The sequence below is a fragment of the Mycolicibacterium arcueilense genome, from assembly GCF_058536225.1.
Genome location: NZ_JBZTYL010000030.1, coordinates 94,907 through 112,633 on the forward strand (window position 1 = coordinate 94,907; position 17,727 = coordinate 112,633).

General features: G+C 63.0%; 22 protein-coding genes and 1 pseudogene. 6 read left to right on the forward strand and 17 right to left on the reverse strand.

Translation table 11 applies throughout. The features are described 5' to 3' along the window. Positions 1-24: 24 nt before the first annotated feature. The 10 genes from AC4LGL_RS27945 to AC4LGL_RS27990 form a co-directional block, all read right to left on the reverse strand. Positions 25-471, reverse strand: a complete 447-nt coding sequence (locus AC4LGL_RS27945) for a hypothetical protein (protein WP_491841584.1) — start codon at positions 469-471, stop codon at positions 25-27. Positions 472-487: 16 nt separating this feature from the next. Beyond that, positions 488-970 carry a histone-like nucleoid-structuring protein Lsr2 gene (locus tag AC4LGL_RS27950; protein ID WP_491841585.1) on the reverse strand — a complete coding sequence of 161 codons (483 nt, stop codon included), beginning with the start codon at positions 968-970 and terminating at the stop codon, positions 488-490. 131 nt (positions 971-1,101) lie between these two features. After that, a complete protein-coding gene (locus AC4LGL_RS27955; protein ID WP_491841586.1) occupies positions 1,102-1,494 on the reverse strand; it encodes a DUF7446 family protein in 393 nt (130 codons plus the stop codon). After that, entirely contained in the window at positions 1,434-2,078 is a 645-nt protein-coding gene (locus AC4LGL_RS27960; RefSeq protein WP_491841587.1) for a DUF6308 family protein, read from the reverse strand. The genes AC4LGL_RS27955 and AC4LGL_RS27960 overlap by 61 nt, the downstream gene beginning before the upstream one ends. Positions 2,079-2,219: 141 nt before the next feature. After that, positions 2,220-2,510, reverse strand: a complete 291-nt coding sequence (locus AC4LGL_RS27965; protein ID WP_491841588.1) for a hypothetical protein — start codon at positions 2,508-2,510, stop codon at positions 2,220-2,222. 11 nt (positions 2,511-2,521) lie between these two features. Then, positions 2,522-3,022, reverse strand: a complete 501-nt coding sequence (locus AC4LGL_RS27970) for a hypothetical protein (protein WP_491841589.1) — start codon at positions 3,020-3,022, stop codon at positions 2,522-2,524. A 134-nt stretch (positions 3,023-3,156) separates the two neighbouring features. After that, positions 3,157-4,026, reverse strand: coding sequence for a pentapeptide repeat-containing protein (locus AC4LGL_RS27975; protein ID WP_491841590.1), 870 nt, complete (start codon positions 4,024-4,026; stop codon positions 3,157-3,159). Between the two features lie 48 nt (positions 4,027-4,074). Further along, the gene (locus AC4LGL_RS27980; RefSeq protein WP_491841591.1) at positions 4,075-4,506 is read right to left on the reverse strand and encodes a MerR family transcriptional regulator; all 432 of its coding nucleotides are present in this window, start codon (positions 4,504-4,506) and stop codon (positions 4,075-4,077) included. Positions 4,507-4,618: 112 nt separating this feature from the next. Further along, entirely contained in the window at positions 4,619-5,173 is a 555-nt protein-coding gene (locus AC4LGL_RS27985; RefSeq protein ID WP_491841592.1) for a KwaA family protein, read from the reverse strand. Positions 5,174-5,239: 66 nt separating this feature from the next. Then, the gene (locus tag AC4LGL_RS27990; RefSeq protein ID WP_491841593.1) at positions 5,240-6,817 is read right to left on the reverse strand and encodes a hypothetical protein; all 1,578 of its coding nucleotides are present in this window, start codon (positions 6,815-6,817) and stop codon (positions 5,240-5,242) included. A gap of 196 nt (positions 6,818-7,013) precedes the next feature. Between AC4LGL_RS27990 and AC4LGL_RS27995 the strand changes: the two genes are divergently transcribed. Further along, on the forward strand, positions 7,014-7,760 hold the full coding sequence (locus AC4LGL_RS27995; RefSeq protein WP_491841594.1) for a hypothetical protein: 747 nt from the start codon (positions 7,014-7,016) through the stop codon (positions 7,758-7,760). A 1,617-nt stretch (positions 7,761-9,377) separates the two neighbouring features. Here the strand turns inward: AC4LGL_RS27995 and AC4LGL_RS28000 are convergent. Both AC4LGL_RS28000 and AC4LGL_RS28005 read right to left on the reverse strand, forming a co-directional pair. Beyond that, a pseudogene (locus AC4LGL_RS28000) lies at positions 9,378-9,548 on the reverse strand (translation initiation factor IF-2 N-terminal domain-containing protein); the annotation flags it as partial. A gap of 66 nt (positions 9,549-9,614) precedes the next feature. Continuing rightward, a complete protein-coding gene (locus tag AC4LGL_RS28005) occupies positions 9,615-9,845 on the reverse strand; it encodes a hypothetical protein (protein WP_491841595.1) in 231 nt (76 codons plus the stop codon). 481 nt (positions 9,846-10,326) lie between these two features. Between AC4LGL_RS28005 and AC4LGL_RS28010 the strand changes: the two genes are divergently transcribed. Next, positions 10,327-11,250, forward strand: a complete 924-nt coding sequence (locus AC4LGL_RS28010; protein ID WP_491841596.1) for a hypothetical protein — start codon at positions 10,327-10,329, stop codon at positions 11,248-11,250. Here AC4LGL_RS28010 and AC4LGL_RS28015 read toward each other — a convergent pair. After that, positions 11,234-11,809, reverse strand: a complete 576-nt coding sequence (locus tag AC4LGL_RS28015) for an ASCH domain-containing protein (RefSeq protein ID WP_491841597.1) — start codon at positions 11,807-11,809, stop codon at positions 11,234-11,236. The genes AC4LGL_RS28010 and AC4LGL_RS28015 overlap by 17 nt on opposite strands. Positions 11,810-11,958: 149 nt before the next feature. Here AC4LGL_RS28015 and AC4LGL_RS28020 point away from each other — a divergent pair, with 149 nt between their 5' ends. Beyond that, on the forward strand, positions 11,959-12,687 hold the full coding sequence (locus AC4LGL_RS28020) for a DUF6884 domain-containing protein (RefSeq protein WP_491841598.1): 729 nt from the start codon (positions 11,959-11,961) through the stop codon (positions 12,685-12,687). Further along, entirely contained in the window at positions 12,684-13,067 is a 384-nt protein-coding gene (locus AC4LGL_RS28025) for a Fis family transcriptional regulator (RefSeq protein ID WP_491841599.1), read from the forward strand. Before AC4LGL_RS28020 ends, AC4LGL_RS28025 begins: the two co-directional genes overlap by 4 nt. An 11-nt stretch (positions 13,068-13,078) precedes the next feature. Here the strand turns inward: AC4LGL_RS28025 and AC4LGL_RS28030 are convergent, their stop codons facing one another. The 4 genes from AC4LGL_RS28030 to AC4LGL_RS28045 form a co-directional block, all read right to left on the reverse strand. Continuing rightward, positions 13,079-14,179 carry a hypothetical protein gene (locus tag AC4LGL_RS28030; protein ID WP_491841600.1) on the reverse strand — a complete coding sequence of 367 codons (1,101 nt, stop codon included), beginning with the start codon at positions 14,177-14,179 and terminating at the stop codon, positions 13,079-13,081. 13 nt (positions 14,180-14,192) lie between these two features. Beyond that, entirely contained in the window at positions 14,193-14,372 is a 180-nt protein-coding gene (locus AC4LGL_RS28035; RefSeq protein WP_491841601.1) for a hypothetical protein, read from the reverse strand. Positions 14,373-14,380: 8 nt separating this feature from the next. Next, complete coding sequence (locus tag AC4LGL_RS28040; RefSeq protein ID WP_491841602.1) at positions 14,381-14,728, reverse strand: hypothetical protein; 348 nt, start codon at positions 14,726-14,728, stop codon at positions 14,381-14,383. A gap of 141 nt (positions 14,729-14,869) precedes the next feature. After that, positions 14,870-15,148 (reverse strand): hypothetical protein, encoded by a 279-nt coding sequence (locus tag AC4LGL_RS28045; protein ID WP_491841603.1) that lies wholly within the window; start codon positions 15,146-15,148, stop codon positions 14,870-14,872. Positions 15,149-15,252: 104 nt separating this feature from the next. On the opposite strand from AC4LGL_RS28045, the gene AC4LGL_RS28050 reads away from it, so the two are divergent. Both AC4LGL_RS28050 and AC4LGL_RS28055 read left to right on the forward strand, forming a co-directional pair. Then, positions 15,253-16,287 carry a COG3415 family protein gene (locus AC4LGL_RS28050; protein ID WP_491841604.1) on the forward strand — a complete coding sequence of 345 codons (1,035 nt, stop codon included), beginning with the start codon at positions 15,253-15,255 and terminating at the stop codon, positions 16,285-16,287. A 154-nt stretch (positions 16,288-16,441) separates the two neighbouring features. Then, the gene (locus AC4LGL_RS28055; RefSeq protein ID WP_491841605.1) at positions 16,442-17,338 is read left to right on the forward strand and encodes an FtsK/SpoIIIE domain-containing protein; all 897 of its coding nucleotides are present in this window, start codon (positions 16,442-16,444) and stop codon (positions 17,336-17,338) included. Positions 17,339-17,727: the final 389 nt, after the last annotated feature.

Sequence of the window (17,727 nt, forward strand, 5' to 3'; positions counted from 1 at the left end):
CACCAACGTTTTGGGGCGGGTTGTCTATCGGGCCCACTGTCGTAGTTCTTGAAGCCGTTCTGTCGCACCGGCCGCGCCAGCGGTGCGTGACCAGCTCAGTATTTGCTCCGCCTGTTCCAAGGCCATTCGTAGCGCGTCCAGTTCCTGGTGCCATGCGATGAGAGTCACAGGCAGGGTCGGTCGTTTTTCGAGTGCCATGTCCACTTTGGCCGCGGCTGCTTCTGGCTGGTCCGGTATCGGCTCTCCTGCGAGGATGGCGGCTGTCTCTGGCTCCAGTCCGCGGTAGGTGATGGCGGTGCGCTCGGATTGGGCGATGATCCAGTCCAGGACAGCGGCGGCCTGGATGAGTGCGGCCTTGTCGGCGTCTGCGGCGTCGCTGGCGTGCAGCAACGCGGTAAGCCCGGGCCTGAGGATGTTGGCGGTCAGCTCGAATCGCTGAGCGTCGACGATTGGCACCAATTCGTTGGCCATAGGTCGGTCAGGTCGGTCAGTGCGCTGCGTCGTAGGCGTCTATGACCGCAGCGGACATCCGGCCGCGCTTGGAGACTGTATGGCCGTTGGCGGCAGCCCATTCGCGAATGGCCCGGGCACGTTCGGGGCCCGCTGGCTTCGCGGTGGCGGTTTTGCGCGCGGCGGCTTTGCGTGGCGTCGGTTGATTCTTGGTCGACTTTCGGGGTTCAGGGAGCGCTAACGTCTCGATGGCGGCTTTGCGCGATGCGGGTTTCTTGGTCGAGTTTAGAGTTTCGGGGCGAGCTGTTTTCCGTGCGGCTCTGGCGTCGCGCGCTTGGGCTTTCTTGGCGGCGTTGATGTATCGGGCCATGTCCTTGTTGAACTGGGCGCCGTTCTTTTTGGTGAGGACCAGTGTGTAGTCTTGACCGCGAAACGAAAAGTCGACTGTGTCAACGGTTTCGGCGTCAATGGATACCTCGTCGAGATCGTCGACGTATTCGATGGTGACTATCTTGCCCACGCAGCATCCTCCAAGTTGGTGTTGATTTTCGCTGTGGAGCCTATCGCGTGTGTCGCCGGAGTCATTGCTGCGCGTCGTGGGGTTTCGGGCCGTTGGTGGATTTTTCGGTGCTCGTCGATGTCGCTGGTCGATCAGTGGCCGACGATTTCGCCGCCCGGGTGGAGCCCGTATCGCATCCCGTTCGTGGGGTCGGGATTGCCAATTTTGACGACTTGAATCTGATAGGTGCTGCCGTCGGAGTAGTCGACCTGTAGGGCGCCGTCGAATCGTTGGATGACGTATTCGGCTACGGCCTGTACGGCGTTGTCGGTGACGTCTTCGATGTGGCCGGTGAGACCGTCCTGCTTCTCGTTGATATGCCCTGCGACACACGGCCGTCGCTGGCGATGAACTGGACTCCAAGGGCTTTCGATTGTCCTGCCACCGTGTTTACTATGCCCTCCGCTAGTCGTTGTTGGGCGGGCTAAGCAGGTTTGGCGTCCTTGGCTGGAGGTGTCGCCGAGGCGCGTTTGGCGGCCCGCCACAGTGCCACGTCGATGCGTCGGAGCAGGCTGACGTGTGCTGGGGCGACTTCGCAGACCTCGGAGATCGCTTGGCGCCGTGAGTCGTCGGACAGTTCATCGTGCATGGCCAGCCAGAAGAGTTCCTTTGGTGGTTTGAGGTAGTTGTTGACCTCGTTGTCGAGAATGGGAAGCAGCTTGGGTCGTTTGGCTGCGAGCAGTTTTCCTGCCACGACCCAGTCGACGCCGCGCAGTGTGCGCAGCGTTCGGTGCAGCTCGTCGGCGGGGCTACCTACGTTGACGTCGAGTCGGCGGATTTCCCAGAGGTCGCGTTCGCGGGGGATCTGGCGCAGTAGGGAGTTGAATCGCTCAGGGTCGGTCAGCAGTAGCGTTGCGGCGGCCTCGGGTGGCACCGTTACCGACAGTGCCTCCACGGCGAGCACGTCGGTCGCCTCGAATCGGTTGGGGTCCGAGATGGCGGCGAACTCGTCGAACCAGCGGCCGGCGTAGGCGGTTTTCCCGTCGCCGAAGTACCCGGTGAGGTCGCGGCGGACCTGTTCGGCGTTGTCACAGAACCATGCCGTCAAATCGAACGCAAAGCGTGTCATGGTGCGAGATCATGCCGCAGCGATCGTGTGCCGTGGGCGCTTTGCAGGCCGAGTTCCCATTGGGCGTCCAGGGCTGCGGTGAGGCCTGTTCGGCTGCGGGTGTGGCTTCGGCAACTTCCCGGCCAAGCCACCAAGCAGTCGTTACCTCGGCATCGGCGCTACCGGCTCCACGAAGCGGATCCGGTAGCGATGGTCCGGGTTGCAGGTCTCGTGTTGCCAGCAGTCACTCAAGCCCATGGTGAGCTCGCAGGGAGTGTGGTCCAACAGGTCGCTCCAGAGCCTGTCCCGTGTCGACAGGGTGGTTTGCAGCCCGAGATCGGGGCTCCGCAGGTGCATCGTCACGGTGTCGACGGTGGCCATCCGCAAGGTCACCCATCCCCCACTGATCCGGATCTCACGGTCACGCGCGGCAGCGGCCCGCGGATCGCCCAACAGGTCGGCGACTACATGGTCGAGCGGGACCTCGAAGATCGACGTATCGGGGAAGGTGTTGCGTGGGCACGGACAGACCCAGCACCATACGGGCGACCGGCAACATCGACCGCGCCGTGGCTCACAAGGATGTGCGGACAGTCAGGACAGATTTCGTCGTCGTGCGCATCGAGGCCGTCTAGTGCGCCGGTGACTGCCGGCGGGAGACTCCCGAGCTCGTAACCCGGGCACATACAGATTCCGGCGTCGTCGGCGACAAAGGCGCGGCCCGGATCCTCGCCGGCGTAGACCGAGGCCAGGGTCATCGCAGCGGGACTGCTCGCGACGCAGCCGCCGACCGGACTGCTCGAGTAGTGCGCGTGCACTGAGTGCTTGCAGATCCAGCACGTCGCGGTGTCCCAAGTGACGAGCCGTTCAGCGCCCATGCGCTCGCGAAGATCGGCGTAGTGCTGGCGCGCCTGCTGAGCGCTGCGATTGGCTGATCGCAGTGCGGTGAAAGGGTTTTCAGGCATCGACGGTGCTAGATCGCGCACTGCTGTAACTGACTGACTCGCTGTGCCGCGACGCGCACGTCTTCCCAGCGTGACCAGATCAAGATCCGCTCCGATCGTTCCGTTCTTTTGTCTTCGGCCACAGCGCCCGTGTCTCAGAATTGGGCGGACCCCGAGGGGAACTTCGCCCCGGTGAGGATCGCGCCCTGCAACTGCACCCCAGTCACGGCCCTGGCCAGCTCGAAGTCGGCCCCGGCAAGGTTGGCTCCCCGCAGGTCGGTGCGATTCAATAACGCGCCCTTGAAGTTGGCTCCGGCAAGGTTCGCCCCACGCAGGTCGGCACTCTGCTCGTTGGTGCCCACGTTGAGTTCGACCTCATCCAACCTGGCGCCGACTAGATTGGCGCCGCGCAGATCAACACCGCTGAGATCTGCCCCGTATAGATCGGCTCCGACAAATACCGCGCCAGGGGCCACCGCAGAGTTCAGTTGCGCTTGAAAGAGTTTCGCCGCGGTGAAGTCAGCGTGTTGCAGTTCTGCCCCCGTGAAGTTCGCCTTCTCGGCGACCAGACCCGCCATGTGCGCACCGGACAGTTGCGCGCGGGCGAAAACTGTTTCTGTACCGGTAGTGCATCCGACCAGTCGTGCGCCGGCGAGCTGTGATTTCTTGAAACTGGTATTGCCTAGGAATCGGGCGGCGGTGAAATCTGTGCCCGGCAGATCGCATTCATCGAACGCTGCGTTCATCAGTTCCGCCCGGCGCAGGTCCGCGCCACCGTAGGTACCCATTGTCCGTAGAAAACGTGGGAGAAGATCGCTCAGAAGCGGTTGTAGACTCTCCGCGTTCACGAACGCAGATGGTCGTCGCAGGCCGGCGCAGCACATCGCGATCGCCGCCTGCCCTGTTTCATACGACGGCTCCGCTGACAGGGAAATCAACTGGTCAATCGCCTCGCCGCGGATCCCAGAGTCAGTGGAATCCAACCGCACCATCAACTCGCGCATGTCACTAACAGACACCGTCACAACACATCCCCCCCTCGATTGGGTTTTGCGGCCCAGCCAATAATCGAACTATGCGCGGTCACGCTCGATTATCTCGCGCAGTGCACTGTCGTACTCCACGATCTGCCATTGTTCAGAGTCCAACTGTCGCCACGCCGCCGACAATGTCGTGTCCGAACCACGCGGCTCGCGGGCGCGGGCGGCGAGCAGATCGACACCGAGAGGCAACTGGGGGTTTTCCCGCGCCTCGATAATGTCGTTTCCGATCGCTTCGAGTTCGACCTGGATCCGCTGAACCATCTCCCCGGCCCGCAGCAGCGCGGCTCCGCGCTGCTGCTCGATCAGAGTGCGGCACTGCTGCCAGGTCGGCATGTCGTCCGCCGCCAGCAACGCATGTCCGTTGGAGGTCCGGGTCACCGGCAGGAGATCATCACGGATCAACAATTTGAGCGTGTTGATGCTGATCCCACACAGCTTGGCAGCTTCGCTCAGCTTGAACACGTCAGGCCCCTCTCTAAGTCCCTTGTTCCACGCCAGCTACACACGAATGATCTCCAGGCCAGCAACGCCGCAGTCTTCAGCCTCGGCATCAGCAGCATGATGGCGCGGCCGGTCACGGTGCGTTGGCCGGCGGTGGTGAGCTGTCAGCCAGCTCATCGTGAGCGACCTGGACGTGAACGCCGTGGCCGATGTGGACTAGTCGTGCCATCCCGCCGCTGAACGGGTTTTCGCTTCTCGCCAGGATGGTTATGGGATGGTCGGCCGTGGCGGGGCGGTGCGCCTGAGCCTGGTAAGTGCGCAATCCGATCAGGGTCAGCAGCGGATTGGTGGTGAGCAACATCGAAGTGCGCTCCGCGAGGAAACCGAGGAGGAGCAGGAAGGCCAGCGCCGCCCAGCGAGCCGATGGCGGCGAAACAAGCGCGATGGCACACGGCACGACATAGAGACTCAAGATGCTGTCGGTGCTCGTGACGCTTCGCACATCGTTGATCTGCCACAGGCCCGAATTGAGACCGGGCACCGCGCGGTGAAAGAACAGTACGGTGATCGCAACACCGACCGTGGCGACAGCGGCGATCAAGACGTTCACCCAGGTTTGCGGCCAGAGCTGCCGGGTGATCAAGATCAGCAGCGATGGCGAGAGTGTGGCGACCGCCAGAGCTGTCATGATGAGCGGTGATGGGCCGAATTCGCGATCTGTCATCGTCAACCCTCCGTGTTTTCCTCGTCCACGTCACACCTGTTTGGCAACCCAGGCAGCGGTCACGTCGAGCGGCGTTTGTCTCTTGGAGACCAACCCGTACAACGCTTCGAACCGTGCACGGTTGAGGGAGTCCCTCAGACTGGGTGGATCGCTGACCTCGCTACCGGCATGACGCAGCAGAGAGGTCAGGGTTTCGGCGAGGCGCTGCGGCCCGCCGCCGTCATACCCCGTGCGGTAGTAGTCGAAGGACGTGTCCGGCAGCGGCCACACGCCCCCGGCCGTGTCACGGAAAAACGCTGCGTCGTCACCAATCTCAGCCGCCAGGAGCTGGCCTGCCGCGCCAGGGGTGCTCGTCCCGACACCGGCGTACGCGACGTCGTCGTCGCCCTGAATGATCCAGGTGTGCTCATGACCGGGGGCAGGATCGGTGAGCCAGCGCACCGGCCGCACTCCGGTCCGGACGTAGTTGTTGACGAACCAGAATCCCAGCTCGGGACGGCGCTCGGCGGCCACATCCTCCAGCCGGGCCAGCCATTCGCGGGCCATCGGCCCTGCTGTCGCCGGCGTGATCCGGATCGTATAGGTCAGCAGCGGCACGAATGCCCGGCCGTCGACCACCCGCAGCGCGTGTTTGGCCAGGTGCTCGTGGGTGCGGTGATGAAGGACCGCGGCGGCCTCAGCGGCAGTGAGCGCGGGCTCCGGCTCAGTGATGTCCACGGTGCTCACGGCCGCTTGAATTAGACCGGGGGTCAAGCGATTACCGTCGTGGACAGTCTCACCGTTGAGCCGGCGGAGCATGCGAGCGGTCAGCTTGTCCAGCGCCTGGCGAACTTCAACAGAATCTTCAGCGATGGCCAGCGCCGTGATGTGACCCGTGTCCAACTGAGGGGTGTACGGAGTGATCCGCGCTGGCGGTGTGCCCGGCGTCCAACTCAACATCGCGTGGAGGTCTTCGAGCAGTGCCGACCACCACGGAATGTCAACGCGAAGCAGGTTCGCCAAATCGGGCCACCGGTAGCGCGCCGTCTCATGAGACACCGCATCAGACCGATGCACCGGATTACGTTCGGCCACAACAACAGTAGGCGAATCCTGCCAGCCACCATCCGGGACGACACAAGACGTTGTTTCCCCGTTCGGGACTGCAACCGCCTCGATCTGCGACGGCAGATGCTTCTCGTCGAGCAGCTCGCGCGCCACCTTCTCCACGTTGTGAAGTTGCATGGTGTTTTCCCGATCCGGATACGCGATCGCGATCGGCGAACCACCATCGGCCGGCTGCCAGACGTGCACGGCGAAAGTGCCGACCTCGGGCAACCGGACCCGCATCGCGGACAAGAACTGAGCCGGGCCCGGTTCCGGAACACGCGGATACAGGCGTGGAACACGATCACCGGCGCTAGGCCGATGTTCCAGGACGTAGCGGAACACCTGGTCCCCCGAAAAGTAGTTGCGTCCCCGCTCCGAGCTCGGTTGAGGGAACTTCGGGTCGTTGCGCGACACGTAGTGGTAGATGGTGTCGGGCTTGAGGCCGGTCACCGTGGCGACGGCTTCGACATCGAGCCAAACCGTCCGGCCCCACTGCGTGCGGTCAGTCCAAACACTCATTCCGCCTCCAATCCAGAGTCCATATGGACTGTACGCCCATAATCCAGAATGTGCCTGGATTTCACCAGTGTGAGTCGTCGCCGTTCGGCCACCGAGACGTCGAGAGGCGACGCTCCGGCGTCGAAACTCGACACTTCCCGACGCCGATACCCCGTCCATCTTGTGCGACGATTGCAACTTTGCGATGATCGTAAACATGGATCAGCGGGAACGATGCGCCCAGGTAGCCGACCTCGTCGTCCCCGTAGACGACTGGGAACTCGGAAAGCAAAGCGATTGGGGCGGCGACGAACTCATCGCCAAGGCCGATCAAGAACGCGAAGACTACTTACAACAGCTCGCCAATCAGTGCGACGCCGACGGCGAATGGGCCGGGCCATGGGACGGCGACCCCATCCTCATCGCGCTCCATCGCACCGCCGTGCAGATGCAGGAACTCCAGCAACGCGTCTACGAACTCATCGCGTACGCCCGAGAGATACCCCCGCCCGGACGCAAATACACCCTTGAACAACTAGCCGCCGCAGCCCGAATGTCCGTCTCAGGCGTGCGATCCTGCTACACAGTGGGCGACATCTCCTCGGCCGCAGCCAAACTCGTTATCGGCGCCGGCAAGCGCGGAGCTCCAGCAGACCGACGATGGGACGGCGCCCGAGTATCGCACTGGCGATGCCCATCGCAGGCCATGGAAGACGCCCTCGACAAACTGGCCACAGAAGGCACCGCAGCCGCAGGGACACCCGACCAGCTCCGCAATAACAAGCCCGGCCCCTCATACGCAGTAGTGGAAGCCTTCAGCACGACCGAGCGCGCTTATCTGCTGCCCAACAAGACCCTGAATCAACTGTTAAGCGAAGAACTTTCCCGCAGGCCCGGGCTCGGCGGCGCACCCCTGCGTCGACCCCGCCCAACGGCGGCCGACCGCGACCAGCCACCATTCTGACCTGCTGAGCAAGCTCGGTCAGTCGACTCCGCGCATCCTGTGGAACTCGCCGGGATCGCACTCGAGAAGTGCGATGACCTTGTCTCGCATGTCCGTGTACTGATCAGGCCCACTGCGGAAATATAGCCGCCGCGCACCACGGTGCCGGGCCTGGGCCTTGGTGAGTTCGAAGATGCGGGACCAGTGGACGTCGACGCATTCGTGACGAACAACGTAGGGCGCATGTTTCCCAGCCATCGGGCTGATCGCGACAGCATTCTCGTCGGGGCCGGGGGCCGAAGTGATGGACAGGATCAGGTAGCGGTTGTCCACACCATTCGACGTGACCGAACCTTTGTGCCAGAGGCAGCGATGGGCGCCGAAGTGGTCTTGGAGTTCTTCCAGGACAGTGAGGCGTTGCTCGTCGAGATGGTGGCCGTGATAGCGCTTTGTTCGGCGCAGGTCGTCAAGGAATGTGCGTAGGTGCTCGCCCTGGGGTAGGACGCTGAAGGCCAGCCCGTGGATGACGCGTGTTGTCGGGGCGGTGCCGGCGTCGCGGAACTGTTGGAGGTAGTCGAATCGGCCACTGCGCAGGTCGGCCAGCTCTACCTTGGAGTGGTCGAAGAAGCGCTCCAGGGTGACCTCGTCGGAGGCCAGGAGAGCCTCGACCGCGGTGAGCTCACCGGCGAGTCCCTCGATCGCGGTACGCAGTTGCGGCGTGGTTTCGAACAGCTGGTGCTGTGGCGGTGGATGCAACTGGTCGATCATGTCCCACAAGCGATCTGCGCACTGCGGGTCGAAGATGGCCAGGATGATGGCGCGTTGCAGAAAGCCGCGCTTGTTCATGACGCGGTGTCGTTCGTCGGCGGCCGAGTCCGGATCGAACAGGTCACCGAATCCGCTTTCCAGGGCGCGCCTGGCGAGGTTGGGGTGTTGGAGGACCTGGCCGGTGGTGTCGTGGATTTGTTGCAGACGTTGTTTGGCGCTGTCGACGATATGGACGATGTCGGCGAGCTCGTCGCCGGGAGTTGTTGCTGCAGGATCCGTTGGGCGCCGGCGGGATGTGGCATATCGCCACCCGAGGTACCCGTAGCCGCCGGTTCCGGTCGGATCGAACGGTGCAAGGTCGGCGACGAGGCGGTTCCTGGCGCGGCTGGTCTCTTTCGCGGCCACGATGTCAGCGATCGCGTCCAGGCGGATGCCGGCTGGAGCTGGCGGGAGGCTGGCGCGGCGGGTGCGCGGGCGAGGTTCCGGGGGTGTCACGATGTCGCCCGGGGGTTTGTTCTCGGCGTCTCTCGCCGCGGCCGGCGGGCTCTTGCGGGCTGGGGCGGATTGTTCGGGGTTTCGTGAGAGTCGCAGCGCGGTGTATGCCCCGAGGTTGCGGCGCTTGTCCTCGGTGAGGATTTCGTGCAGTGCTGATCGCCTCATTTGGTATAGCTCTTGGTATTTCGTCAAGACCCGGGCGATCGCCGCTTCATAGTTCTTGGCGGCATAGGCTTTGCGATACTCACGGCACAGGTCGGCGATTTGGGAATCCGTGAGCCGGTCGTGTGGCGGTGGTACGACCAAGGTTCGTTCGTCAGCCCGGTTTCGCGTCGGCGCCGGCTCGTCGCTGTTGCGGCGGCGCAGCTCGTCTTGGGGTTGATCGCTCGCAAAACGCTCTCGCAGTCGGCGGGCGACCGGGGCTTCCACTGTCGAGGAGGCGGATTTGACGAAATCGCCCTGCTCTTTGAGATGCCCGAGGACGTCCTTGCTGGTCATGCCCAGCTCTTTCGCGATCTCGTGCACCCGTGCTTTACCGCGCGCCATTGAGCCTCCTCAGCAATGCTGGCGATAGTAAACCCACCCAACGACAGACCGGGCCCCACACCCTTGTCACATCTGGTTGAAGCGGCTCGCAGGACGCAAGTTCATCACAAACCGTTCCTGAAATCTGTTGCCTCTTAGAGTAATTGCCAGCCTTGAGCCTTGAGCGGCTCGGGCCAGGTAGTACGTCTGACCATTGACGGTCTTGAGGTCTGGGCGTAGGGCGGTGGGGTTGGCCAGGAATTCCTCGATCACCACCTTGGGAGTGGGGAGGTTGTAGTGGTTCAGTACGTCGCTCACCCCTTTTGGGGTGGGTGTGTCGGCGTGTCGGAACCGGCACCTACTGACGACTCCGGGGCTGGTGAGCTCCGGACGCAGCTTGGTGCTGGCACTCGTGTCATTGCTGGGTTCTACTGTTCCCATAAGGGGCTTGGTGTTCTGTTCGGGTAGGTGTTTGAGGGGTAATTCGTCAGCCGGCGGGAGGGTGATCGACCTGAAACCCACAGAGTTTTTCGTCGACGTCGCCGTTGCGATCACTGCCATTGTTGTTATCCGCCGCTGACGATCGCTCGGCGACGAGGCCCCACCGAATAGCCAGGCTGCGATCACAGTCCCTGCGCGGCGGGCTCCTTTCGGCAAGTTCCGTCGCTGGGTCAACGCCGAGATCGTCACCATCTTCCTCGTCGCGGTGCTAGCTGGGTTGGCGGGATGGATCGCTTTCCCCCGCACTAGCTCTCCTGCAAAATTTCAAGCGCAAAGCTACGACGCAGGTGTCTCGTCTGTGCCCCAACTGATCGAGGTCAGCGAATACCACGGCGCAGCCCCAGAGGGTTACGAATCCGGTCGGCGTGGCACGTACTACGACGAGTCTCAGTTCGAAGAGACGTACGATAAGGCCACCGATCCTGACAGCGTCACCCTCGACCTGACCATGGGGTACACCGAGCTGTTCGCCCAGCCGACGCCGATCTCCCTCGTTATTCCCCTTCCCCCGGGTGCCGAGAATCAGGTGTGCCAGGCGTGGACGACGAATACTCCTGTGCTGACCGCGATTTTCAATCCGGCCGGGACCAGGACCACCAGGATCGATGCACCTACTTGTGCGATCGAAACCCAGTCGCAGAGGAGGTCCACCTACTACGTCGGAACGGGCAGCTATCAAGATCTGGCCGACCGTGACCAGAAGCGTTTGCGTATCGATGCCACGGCGCCGCCCGGTGCGGGCATTCTCGCCGTCCACCTGCGCTTCAGCGGGACCGACGGTATCGGGTTCGTCCCCTCACCGACACGCGTCGAAACCAACTATCCACGATTCGCGCAGATCACGACGGAGCAGACAGAACCCTTCCGCGACAGGTACGGCGGACCGTCGATCGTCGACGCGCAGGTTATGGTGCGCTACTGGATCACAGATGCAGATCAGGCCACATGGTCCGGAGGCACACCCCAGGCCAACGGGGAGCAAGCAACCTGGGAGTACCCCGCGCGACGGCCGCCCCCCAACGCCGCAGGCACGTTCGATAGGAGCGTCGAGGTCAACACCACTCGAACATTCGTCGCCGGCCTACTGCTCGGCGTTTTCGGCTCGGCGTTCCTGGCCCTGGTCCAGGCAGTGTTCACACACCGCCGAGCACTTCATGCGACGGCCGCGTCTCGTCCAGCCGAGGCAGGCGCATCGCCGTCGACCCCTACTGGTGGTTGTTGACTGCCTTCTGATTTGTCGTTGTGGCGGCTCTGAGGCGTTCTACGATGTCGGCCGGCGGGATCCACAGTCCCAGCGCGCCTCGGCATCGGATTGGTTCTGGCAGTGAGCGCGCGCTTTCCAGGACCAGGTGGGTGATCCGGCGGCGGCGGCCGCCGTGCTCGACGTAGGCCGATTCGCCCCAAGGTTTGCAGCAGTTTCCGATTTCGGGGTGCACGTCGACGAGGTCGGCGACGCCGATGATTTCGCCTCGGGCGGTCCAGATGCGTGAGGTGTGGCTGTATTCGGCGGTGGTGCATCCGGTGCTGGCGTCTTTCCATGCTTGGTCGACGAGTTCGGAGGCTCCGTCGCGGTCGGACCAGCGGTTGCCGGCATGGATTCCGATTGGTCCTCGGTAAGACCACTGCTGAGTCCGATTCTCGACGGTTTTGCCGTGGAAGATCGCCCACGCCCAGGGTTGCTGAATTGTTATGCAGCGTATCGCTGTTGCTTCGTTCTGCGACTGTTCATTGCTCGATGCCCGGAGCATGTGGTTCATGGTTTGGACTGTACGAATGCCCACTGACATCGTGTTTCGTGCATCCGACAACAACCGTTGGTTGTTTTTGTTACCAACTGTTGGTTGTTTTCTTGTCGGTGCGTCTCGTTAGCGTCTGGGTTGACTGCCGCAGTGCAGCCGCTTATTTCAATCCGACCCGTGGAGGAAGCGCGATGGCTATTCATGCACAGAAGACTGTTGAGCAGGTGGCGATGGCTCATGGTTGGCGGCGGTACCCGAGCGACCGTTCGGAGAACGTGTGGGCGCGGGGTGTGTCTCGGTTGCATCTGGGCTACAGCCCGACGGGCCGGGCGCTGGAGGTGGGGTTGTTCTTCCCGGAGGGTTGCGGCACCGGCTACATCGACGATCCGACCCCGGCCCACAGCGCCGGTGGCTGGGATCGATCGCGACTCGACGATGTGCTCGGCTGGCTGGCCACTGAGCCGCGATGGGCTCGGCAGCTGGTGGTGATCCCCTGTGCTGCACGCAAGTTGGACCGTGCGCATCACGCCTGCAAGCTCTACGACAGCGATCACTTTCGCCTGGCGGTGCGCGCGGCTGAGGTGCGTGCTGTCGAGCTGGGCGCCCAGGCGATGATCCTGTCGGCGAAGCACGGGCTGTTGACCTTGGACGACTACATCGACCCGTACGACGTCACGATGGGTCAACCGGGCGCGGTAGATGGGGTATGGGTGGCCAGGCAGCTGCAGATGTTCGGTGTCGAGCACATCGAGGCGATGGTTCCGCAGCGCTACCTGGCGATGCTACGTGAGGGTGTCGAGCTCCTCGGCGCCTCGGGGCGTGACGTCGCGCTGGTGGACCGGTTCGCCGGGGCGCGTGGGATCGGGGATCAGCGTGCGGTGTTGTCGAGGATGGTCCGTGGGTGTAGGCATGCTGCGTGAGTATCGAGCCATCGATTCGGGCGGCGGCCACCCGTGATGCCGAGTCGTTCGCAGCGGGGATGTCGGAGTACTCGCTGAGTCTTGCGGTGGACGTGTGGTTGAAGCGGGTCACCGGGCGCAAAGTGACACCGCTGCAGCGCACCCGATTGATCAACGCGGTGGCGCGGGGCCGGGCTCCGGAGACCAAGGATGTTCAGCTGCTACATGCGGCCTTGCTGCGGCAGGCCGGGTTTGAATATGTCGACGCCGGCGCGGCAGCAGTGGATGCCGGCGCGACCTATCCGGAGGTCGGCGAGGCGTTGGGGATTTCGCAGCAAGCCGCGTACAAGCAGATTGCGCCGTATCGGCGGGCGCGGGTCTTGGCCTGCCAGTCCCCGTAGTGCGCTATTAGTTAGGCCTGGAGGGCGCGCACCGGGGCGTCATCGAGCTCAGCGAGGACGTCGGTTGGGTGGGTGAGCAGTGCGGCGAGAAGTCGGAATTCTCGGTGATATTCGATCGGGTCGTCTCGATGCTTCAGGGCGTGGTGGAAGCGTTCGCGTACTTTGTCGTTGACGTTGTGCAGGTATTCAGCTTCCAGGGTTTCGGTCAGGTTGCTCCAGATCACTGAGTGACGGTTGTCGTAGTCGTCGAGCTGGTCGGCAATGGTTTCGATGCGCTGGCGTTCTGGGTCGTCGGGGTCGGGGTATCGCTTGTCGATCATTGGCCGGAATCGCAGACACATGCGATCGATTCCGGTGATGTCAGGCCGGGACGGTTCGAGCTGGCTGAGCGCCTCGGCGGCTGTGTTGGTCGCGGCTGTAGCGGCGGGTGTTTCGGGGGCGATGTTCTCGAGTGGGAGTGCGATGGAGGTGACGGTGGCGATCACGTCAGGATGGATGGCGATCGACACGGATCCGTGGGCCTCATGAATGTTGACGTAGCGGACCGCCCGGGCGCCGCGCTCGTCGAGCTCGGACAGTGGGATCTCGCCGTAGTAGCTGGGGATTTCGTCGCCGACGAGCGGGTCGAGTTCGTTTGGTGCGAGGTGGATGTGAACGCGGTGTAGCCAGTAGTGGCGGCTGGATTGGTCGTCGGGGTCTTGGCCGCTGAGGCGGCGCAGCATGTTCTCGATCGCTGCTTCGTAGGTGCCGAGGTGCAGTGCAAATGACGTGCGCTGTTCGACTATCCGTTGCTGGTCTGGTTCGTCGAGGTAGTAGAACATCTCGGCGACTTCTTTGGCGACCTTGGCGGCATGGGCTTGGTGGTCGGGCCAGTTTTCGTCGCGGCTGGTGTGGTACCAGATCAGGTTGGCTACGGAATCGTTGTGTAGGGCAACATCGTTGAGATTGCGCAGTACCGGGTTGTGGTCGGCGGTGTTTATCTCGCTGCCACACGCGCATGTCACGTCTTCTTCCAGCGTGGTGGTGTTGATCCTGTCGCGGCAGTCGGGGCAGGTGAACCAGTAGCTGTAGCTGAAGCCGGGCAGGGGCTGCTCGACGAACTCTGGGGACATCGTGGCGCCGCGGCTAGTTGTTCTGGGCGCGGCGCTGCTTGCGGGCCTGCGCCTGCCTGAGGATAGCGAGTACGGCTTGCGCCTCTTCTGTGGTCATCTCGGGCAGCACTTCGTCGAGCGGTACGCCGATCAGCGCTTCCCAGGAACGGCGGTTGCGCTCGTGGATGGCGTCGAGCTCGCGGTCCTGGTCCATGGCGGTGGTCAGGCCTCGTGGCCGACGGACGGCTGCGGTGCGGGCGCGGGTGAGTCGGGCTCTGTCAGCCAGGTCAGGATCTGTTCTGCTTTGCCGCGGTCGCGTTGGGTGAGTTCGTCTTTGGGCAGGTCGGTGCGCAGCGGAGTCGATGCGGATCCGTACATGCGGGTTGCGCTGGTGACCGCGCCGGCGGGCGCGTAGCCGATGATGATCACCCGCTCTGATCGCTCGTAGATCCGGCCGTTGGATGCGACGTCGCCGAACGCCTCCGACCAGCCGTGCTCGGCTGCTGCGGCTGCGATACGGTCCCGTGCCGAACGCTGCTCGGTGCTGGTCTCGCTGTTGTTGTCGCCCATGATTCCCTCTCGTTGGTTATCGGACGTTATCGGATGGTGTGCGGGCCGCCGAGCGGGGCTCAGTGTGGGCGGCGCAAGTTCAGCGCCGCCCACGTGCCTGAAATCTGTTGCCTCTTGTAGTGATTCCTGGCCTTGATGGGCTCAGCCGGGTTCGCGGTGGTGAGAGTGTCGGGCCAGGTAGAAGGTCTGACCGTTGATGGTCTTGAGGTCTGGTCGTAGGGCGGTGGGGTTGGCCAGGAACTTCTCGATCACCGTTTTGGGGGTGGGGAGGTTGTAGTGGTTCAGTACGTCGCTCACCCCTTCGGGGGTGGGTGTTTTTCCGAACCAGTACACGTCGTGGTCGCCGTCTGGCCCGTGGGTCATCAGGAATACGTGCGCGCTCTGAGTTGGGGTTGCTTGGTTGGTTTCGTCATTGGTCATGGCTCGATGTTGCGGTCCACATGCGGCAGTGTGGGCGCAACACACCGTTGTGTGTAGCAGTTTCGACCACACTACTGTGTTTATTACTGCTACAGTTCTGGTCTATGACAGCTCGTGGAATGATCCCGCCGGTCGCTCAACGGCGGTTGCTTGCGGCAGCTAGCGGTGTCGAAGAGGCGCCTGCCGAGTTGCGGTCGGCGGTGCGTGCCGCCTGGTTGGCGGGTGGTTCCGTGCGCGCGATCGCTGCCGAGTTGGGGAAGTCGACACGCACCATTCAGGACTGGATCGACGGGTTTGTCCCGGCCCCTTGCGGTCATCGTGATTGCCATATCAGTCCGGTCGAGCAGCGGGCGTGGGCCGCGGTCTCCGCGGTGCTCGACGATCCGGATCTCATCCGGGTGTGCGGCCGGGCGGAACCGCCGGGTGCTGCGATCCCCGATTTTCGGTCGTCTCGTCACGTCGTCGAGGTCAAGGAGCTGACCAGCGAGCCAGTGCGCGAGTTCGCTGTGGCCTGCGATAAGCACATACCGCAAAGGCATGTGGAGGTTCCGGGCCTGAAGTACGTGTGGGCGGTGTCGGCCGATGTTTCGGTGGCAGCGAACTCGTACAAGGGGCGCCGCGGCACACCGCGGGCCAACACGATGTTCGATTCCCTCGTCGAGCTGGTCAAGGATCTGGAAGCGCGCGGGATCAAGGACGTGATGACGGCCGATACCGACACGTGGCAGAGGTTGACGAAAGTTCTTGGCTTCTACGGTGATTGCGCGGCACTGGACACCACCGCCTGGGCGCCGGGCATCTTGTTCGCGGGCACTTTGAGTGGGCATGCGCGCACCCTGGATCTGGAGTACGACGTTGTCGCGTACCTGCAGGGCTGGTTGGACTCTGACGAGTCCAAGAAGGGGCGGGATGCGTTGGTCGGCGGTGACGGTGTGCATGTGCTTGCCGTGGTGCCGAGTCGGGACGGGCCGGCGGCCGGCATGGTGCAGACGTTGATGGAGACGCAGGGTGAGATCCCGACCACTCCCCTGGTGTTGCCGCCCGAGGTCGACGAGTTGGTCGTTGTCACCAATGACGAGGTGCTGCGCTTCGTGCCTGATGGTGAGTGGTTGCGCTGCGATGCGCCGGCGGCGTTGTGATTGATCGGAGTGTCGGAACCGGCACCTACTGACGACTCCGGGGCTGGTGAGCTCCGAACGCAGCTTGGTGCTGGCGCTCGTGTCATTGCTGGGTTCTACTGTTCCCGTATGGGTCCTGGTGTTCTGTTCGGGTAGGTGTCTGAGGGGGTAATTCGTGGCCAGTCAACGAAGTCGGGATGAAGTCGATAAGGCGCCGGGGTTTTTTGAGCTGCACGGGTTGAAGGGTCCGGAATTAGATCTAGCAGCTCTCTGGGCAGCACATGTTGGTGACGGCGCAGATATGAGTGTTCCTATCGGATTTGATGCCGAGGGGGCGGTCGTCGCGCTCGACTTTTCTCGGTGGACAAGCCTTGATGATCACGTTCTGGTGGTCGGGGCCCCTGGCGCCGGTACGACTACGCTGTTGCGGACACTTGCGCTCTCGTTGTGTATCACCCAGCCTCCTTCGCGCGCTGGATTTCTCGCCGTCGAAGGCAAGGCGGACAGTCAGGAATACGCTGCGATTGCTTCGACAGTCCCGCATTCCCGAGGCCATGTCACGTTCGCCGATGACCGTCGTTATTGGACGGCGCGTCGGTTGACTCAGGCGCTGGCGGGCCAGGTTGATCGGCGGGAGGGGTTCCTGCAGTCCACGGGCATTGCCAGCATTGAGGGTTATCGGAATGCTCTGAGGACCGGTGCTGTTGGTGATCCAGATCTGCCCGAGGCGCCCGAAGTGCTCGTTCTCATTGATGATTTGTCGTGGTTGCACGGCAAGGACTTCGATCAGGCGGTTCGCCTTCTAGCCTCTCATGGTCACCGTCTTGGGCTGCGGATGGTGGTCGGTGTCCCGTATCTGTTGTGGGAATCGTTGGAACCTACAGGATATTTCGATAGCTTCACGGCCAGAGTCGTGCTGGGCTTGCCCCAAGGGCAGGCTGCGGCCGTGCTCGGCACAGATGTTCCAGATGATCTTGGTTCGCCCGGGGATGCCTACGTCAGATGGCTTGGTGCACAGCCGATCCGTGTCATGATCGCGACAGTGGACGCGCCTGTTGCGGAAGCGCTTTGAGTTCCTTTGGTCACCCTGCGTGGCGAAGCCGTTCAACGTCGTGGCGAGCGCACCCGACACGATCAGCGGCCTCGGCAACCGAGAGCGCCGGATTGAGAAGGATCTTCATCTCCTCAGAAGAGAACGTGGGTTCGGTATCCCACGGTGCTTCATCCCAGCCGGTCTCGCTGAACCCAATAAACAATTCAAACCCCCGCGAACTGTGACAGCGCTTTCGGCGTGGGCACCGGCGCCCTCGCGCATACCGCAGATCGTACCGGCGCCGACTGCAACACGCCCGCGCTCGATCGAAGCGCACCGGAGTTGAGAAGGAAAGGAAGAGCAATGATCAATACCTGTGGATGAGGCCCGAGGAGGCGGCCTGAAAGTGGGCGCACCTTCCCGAGGAT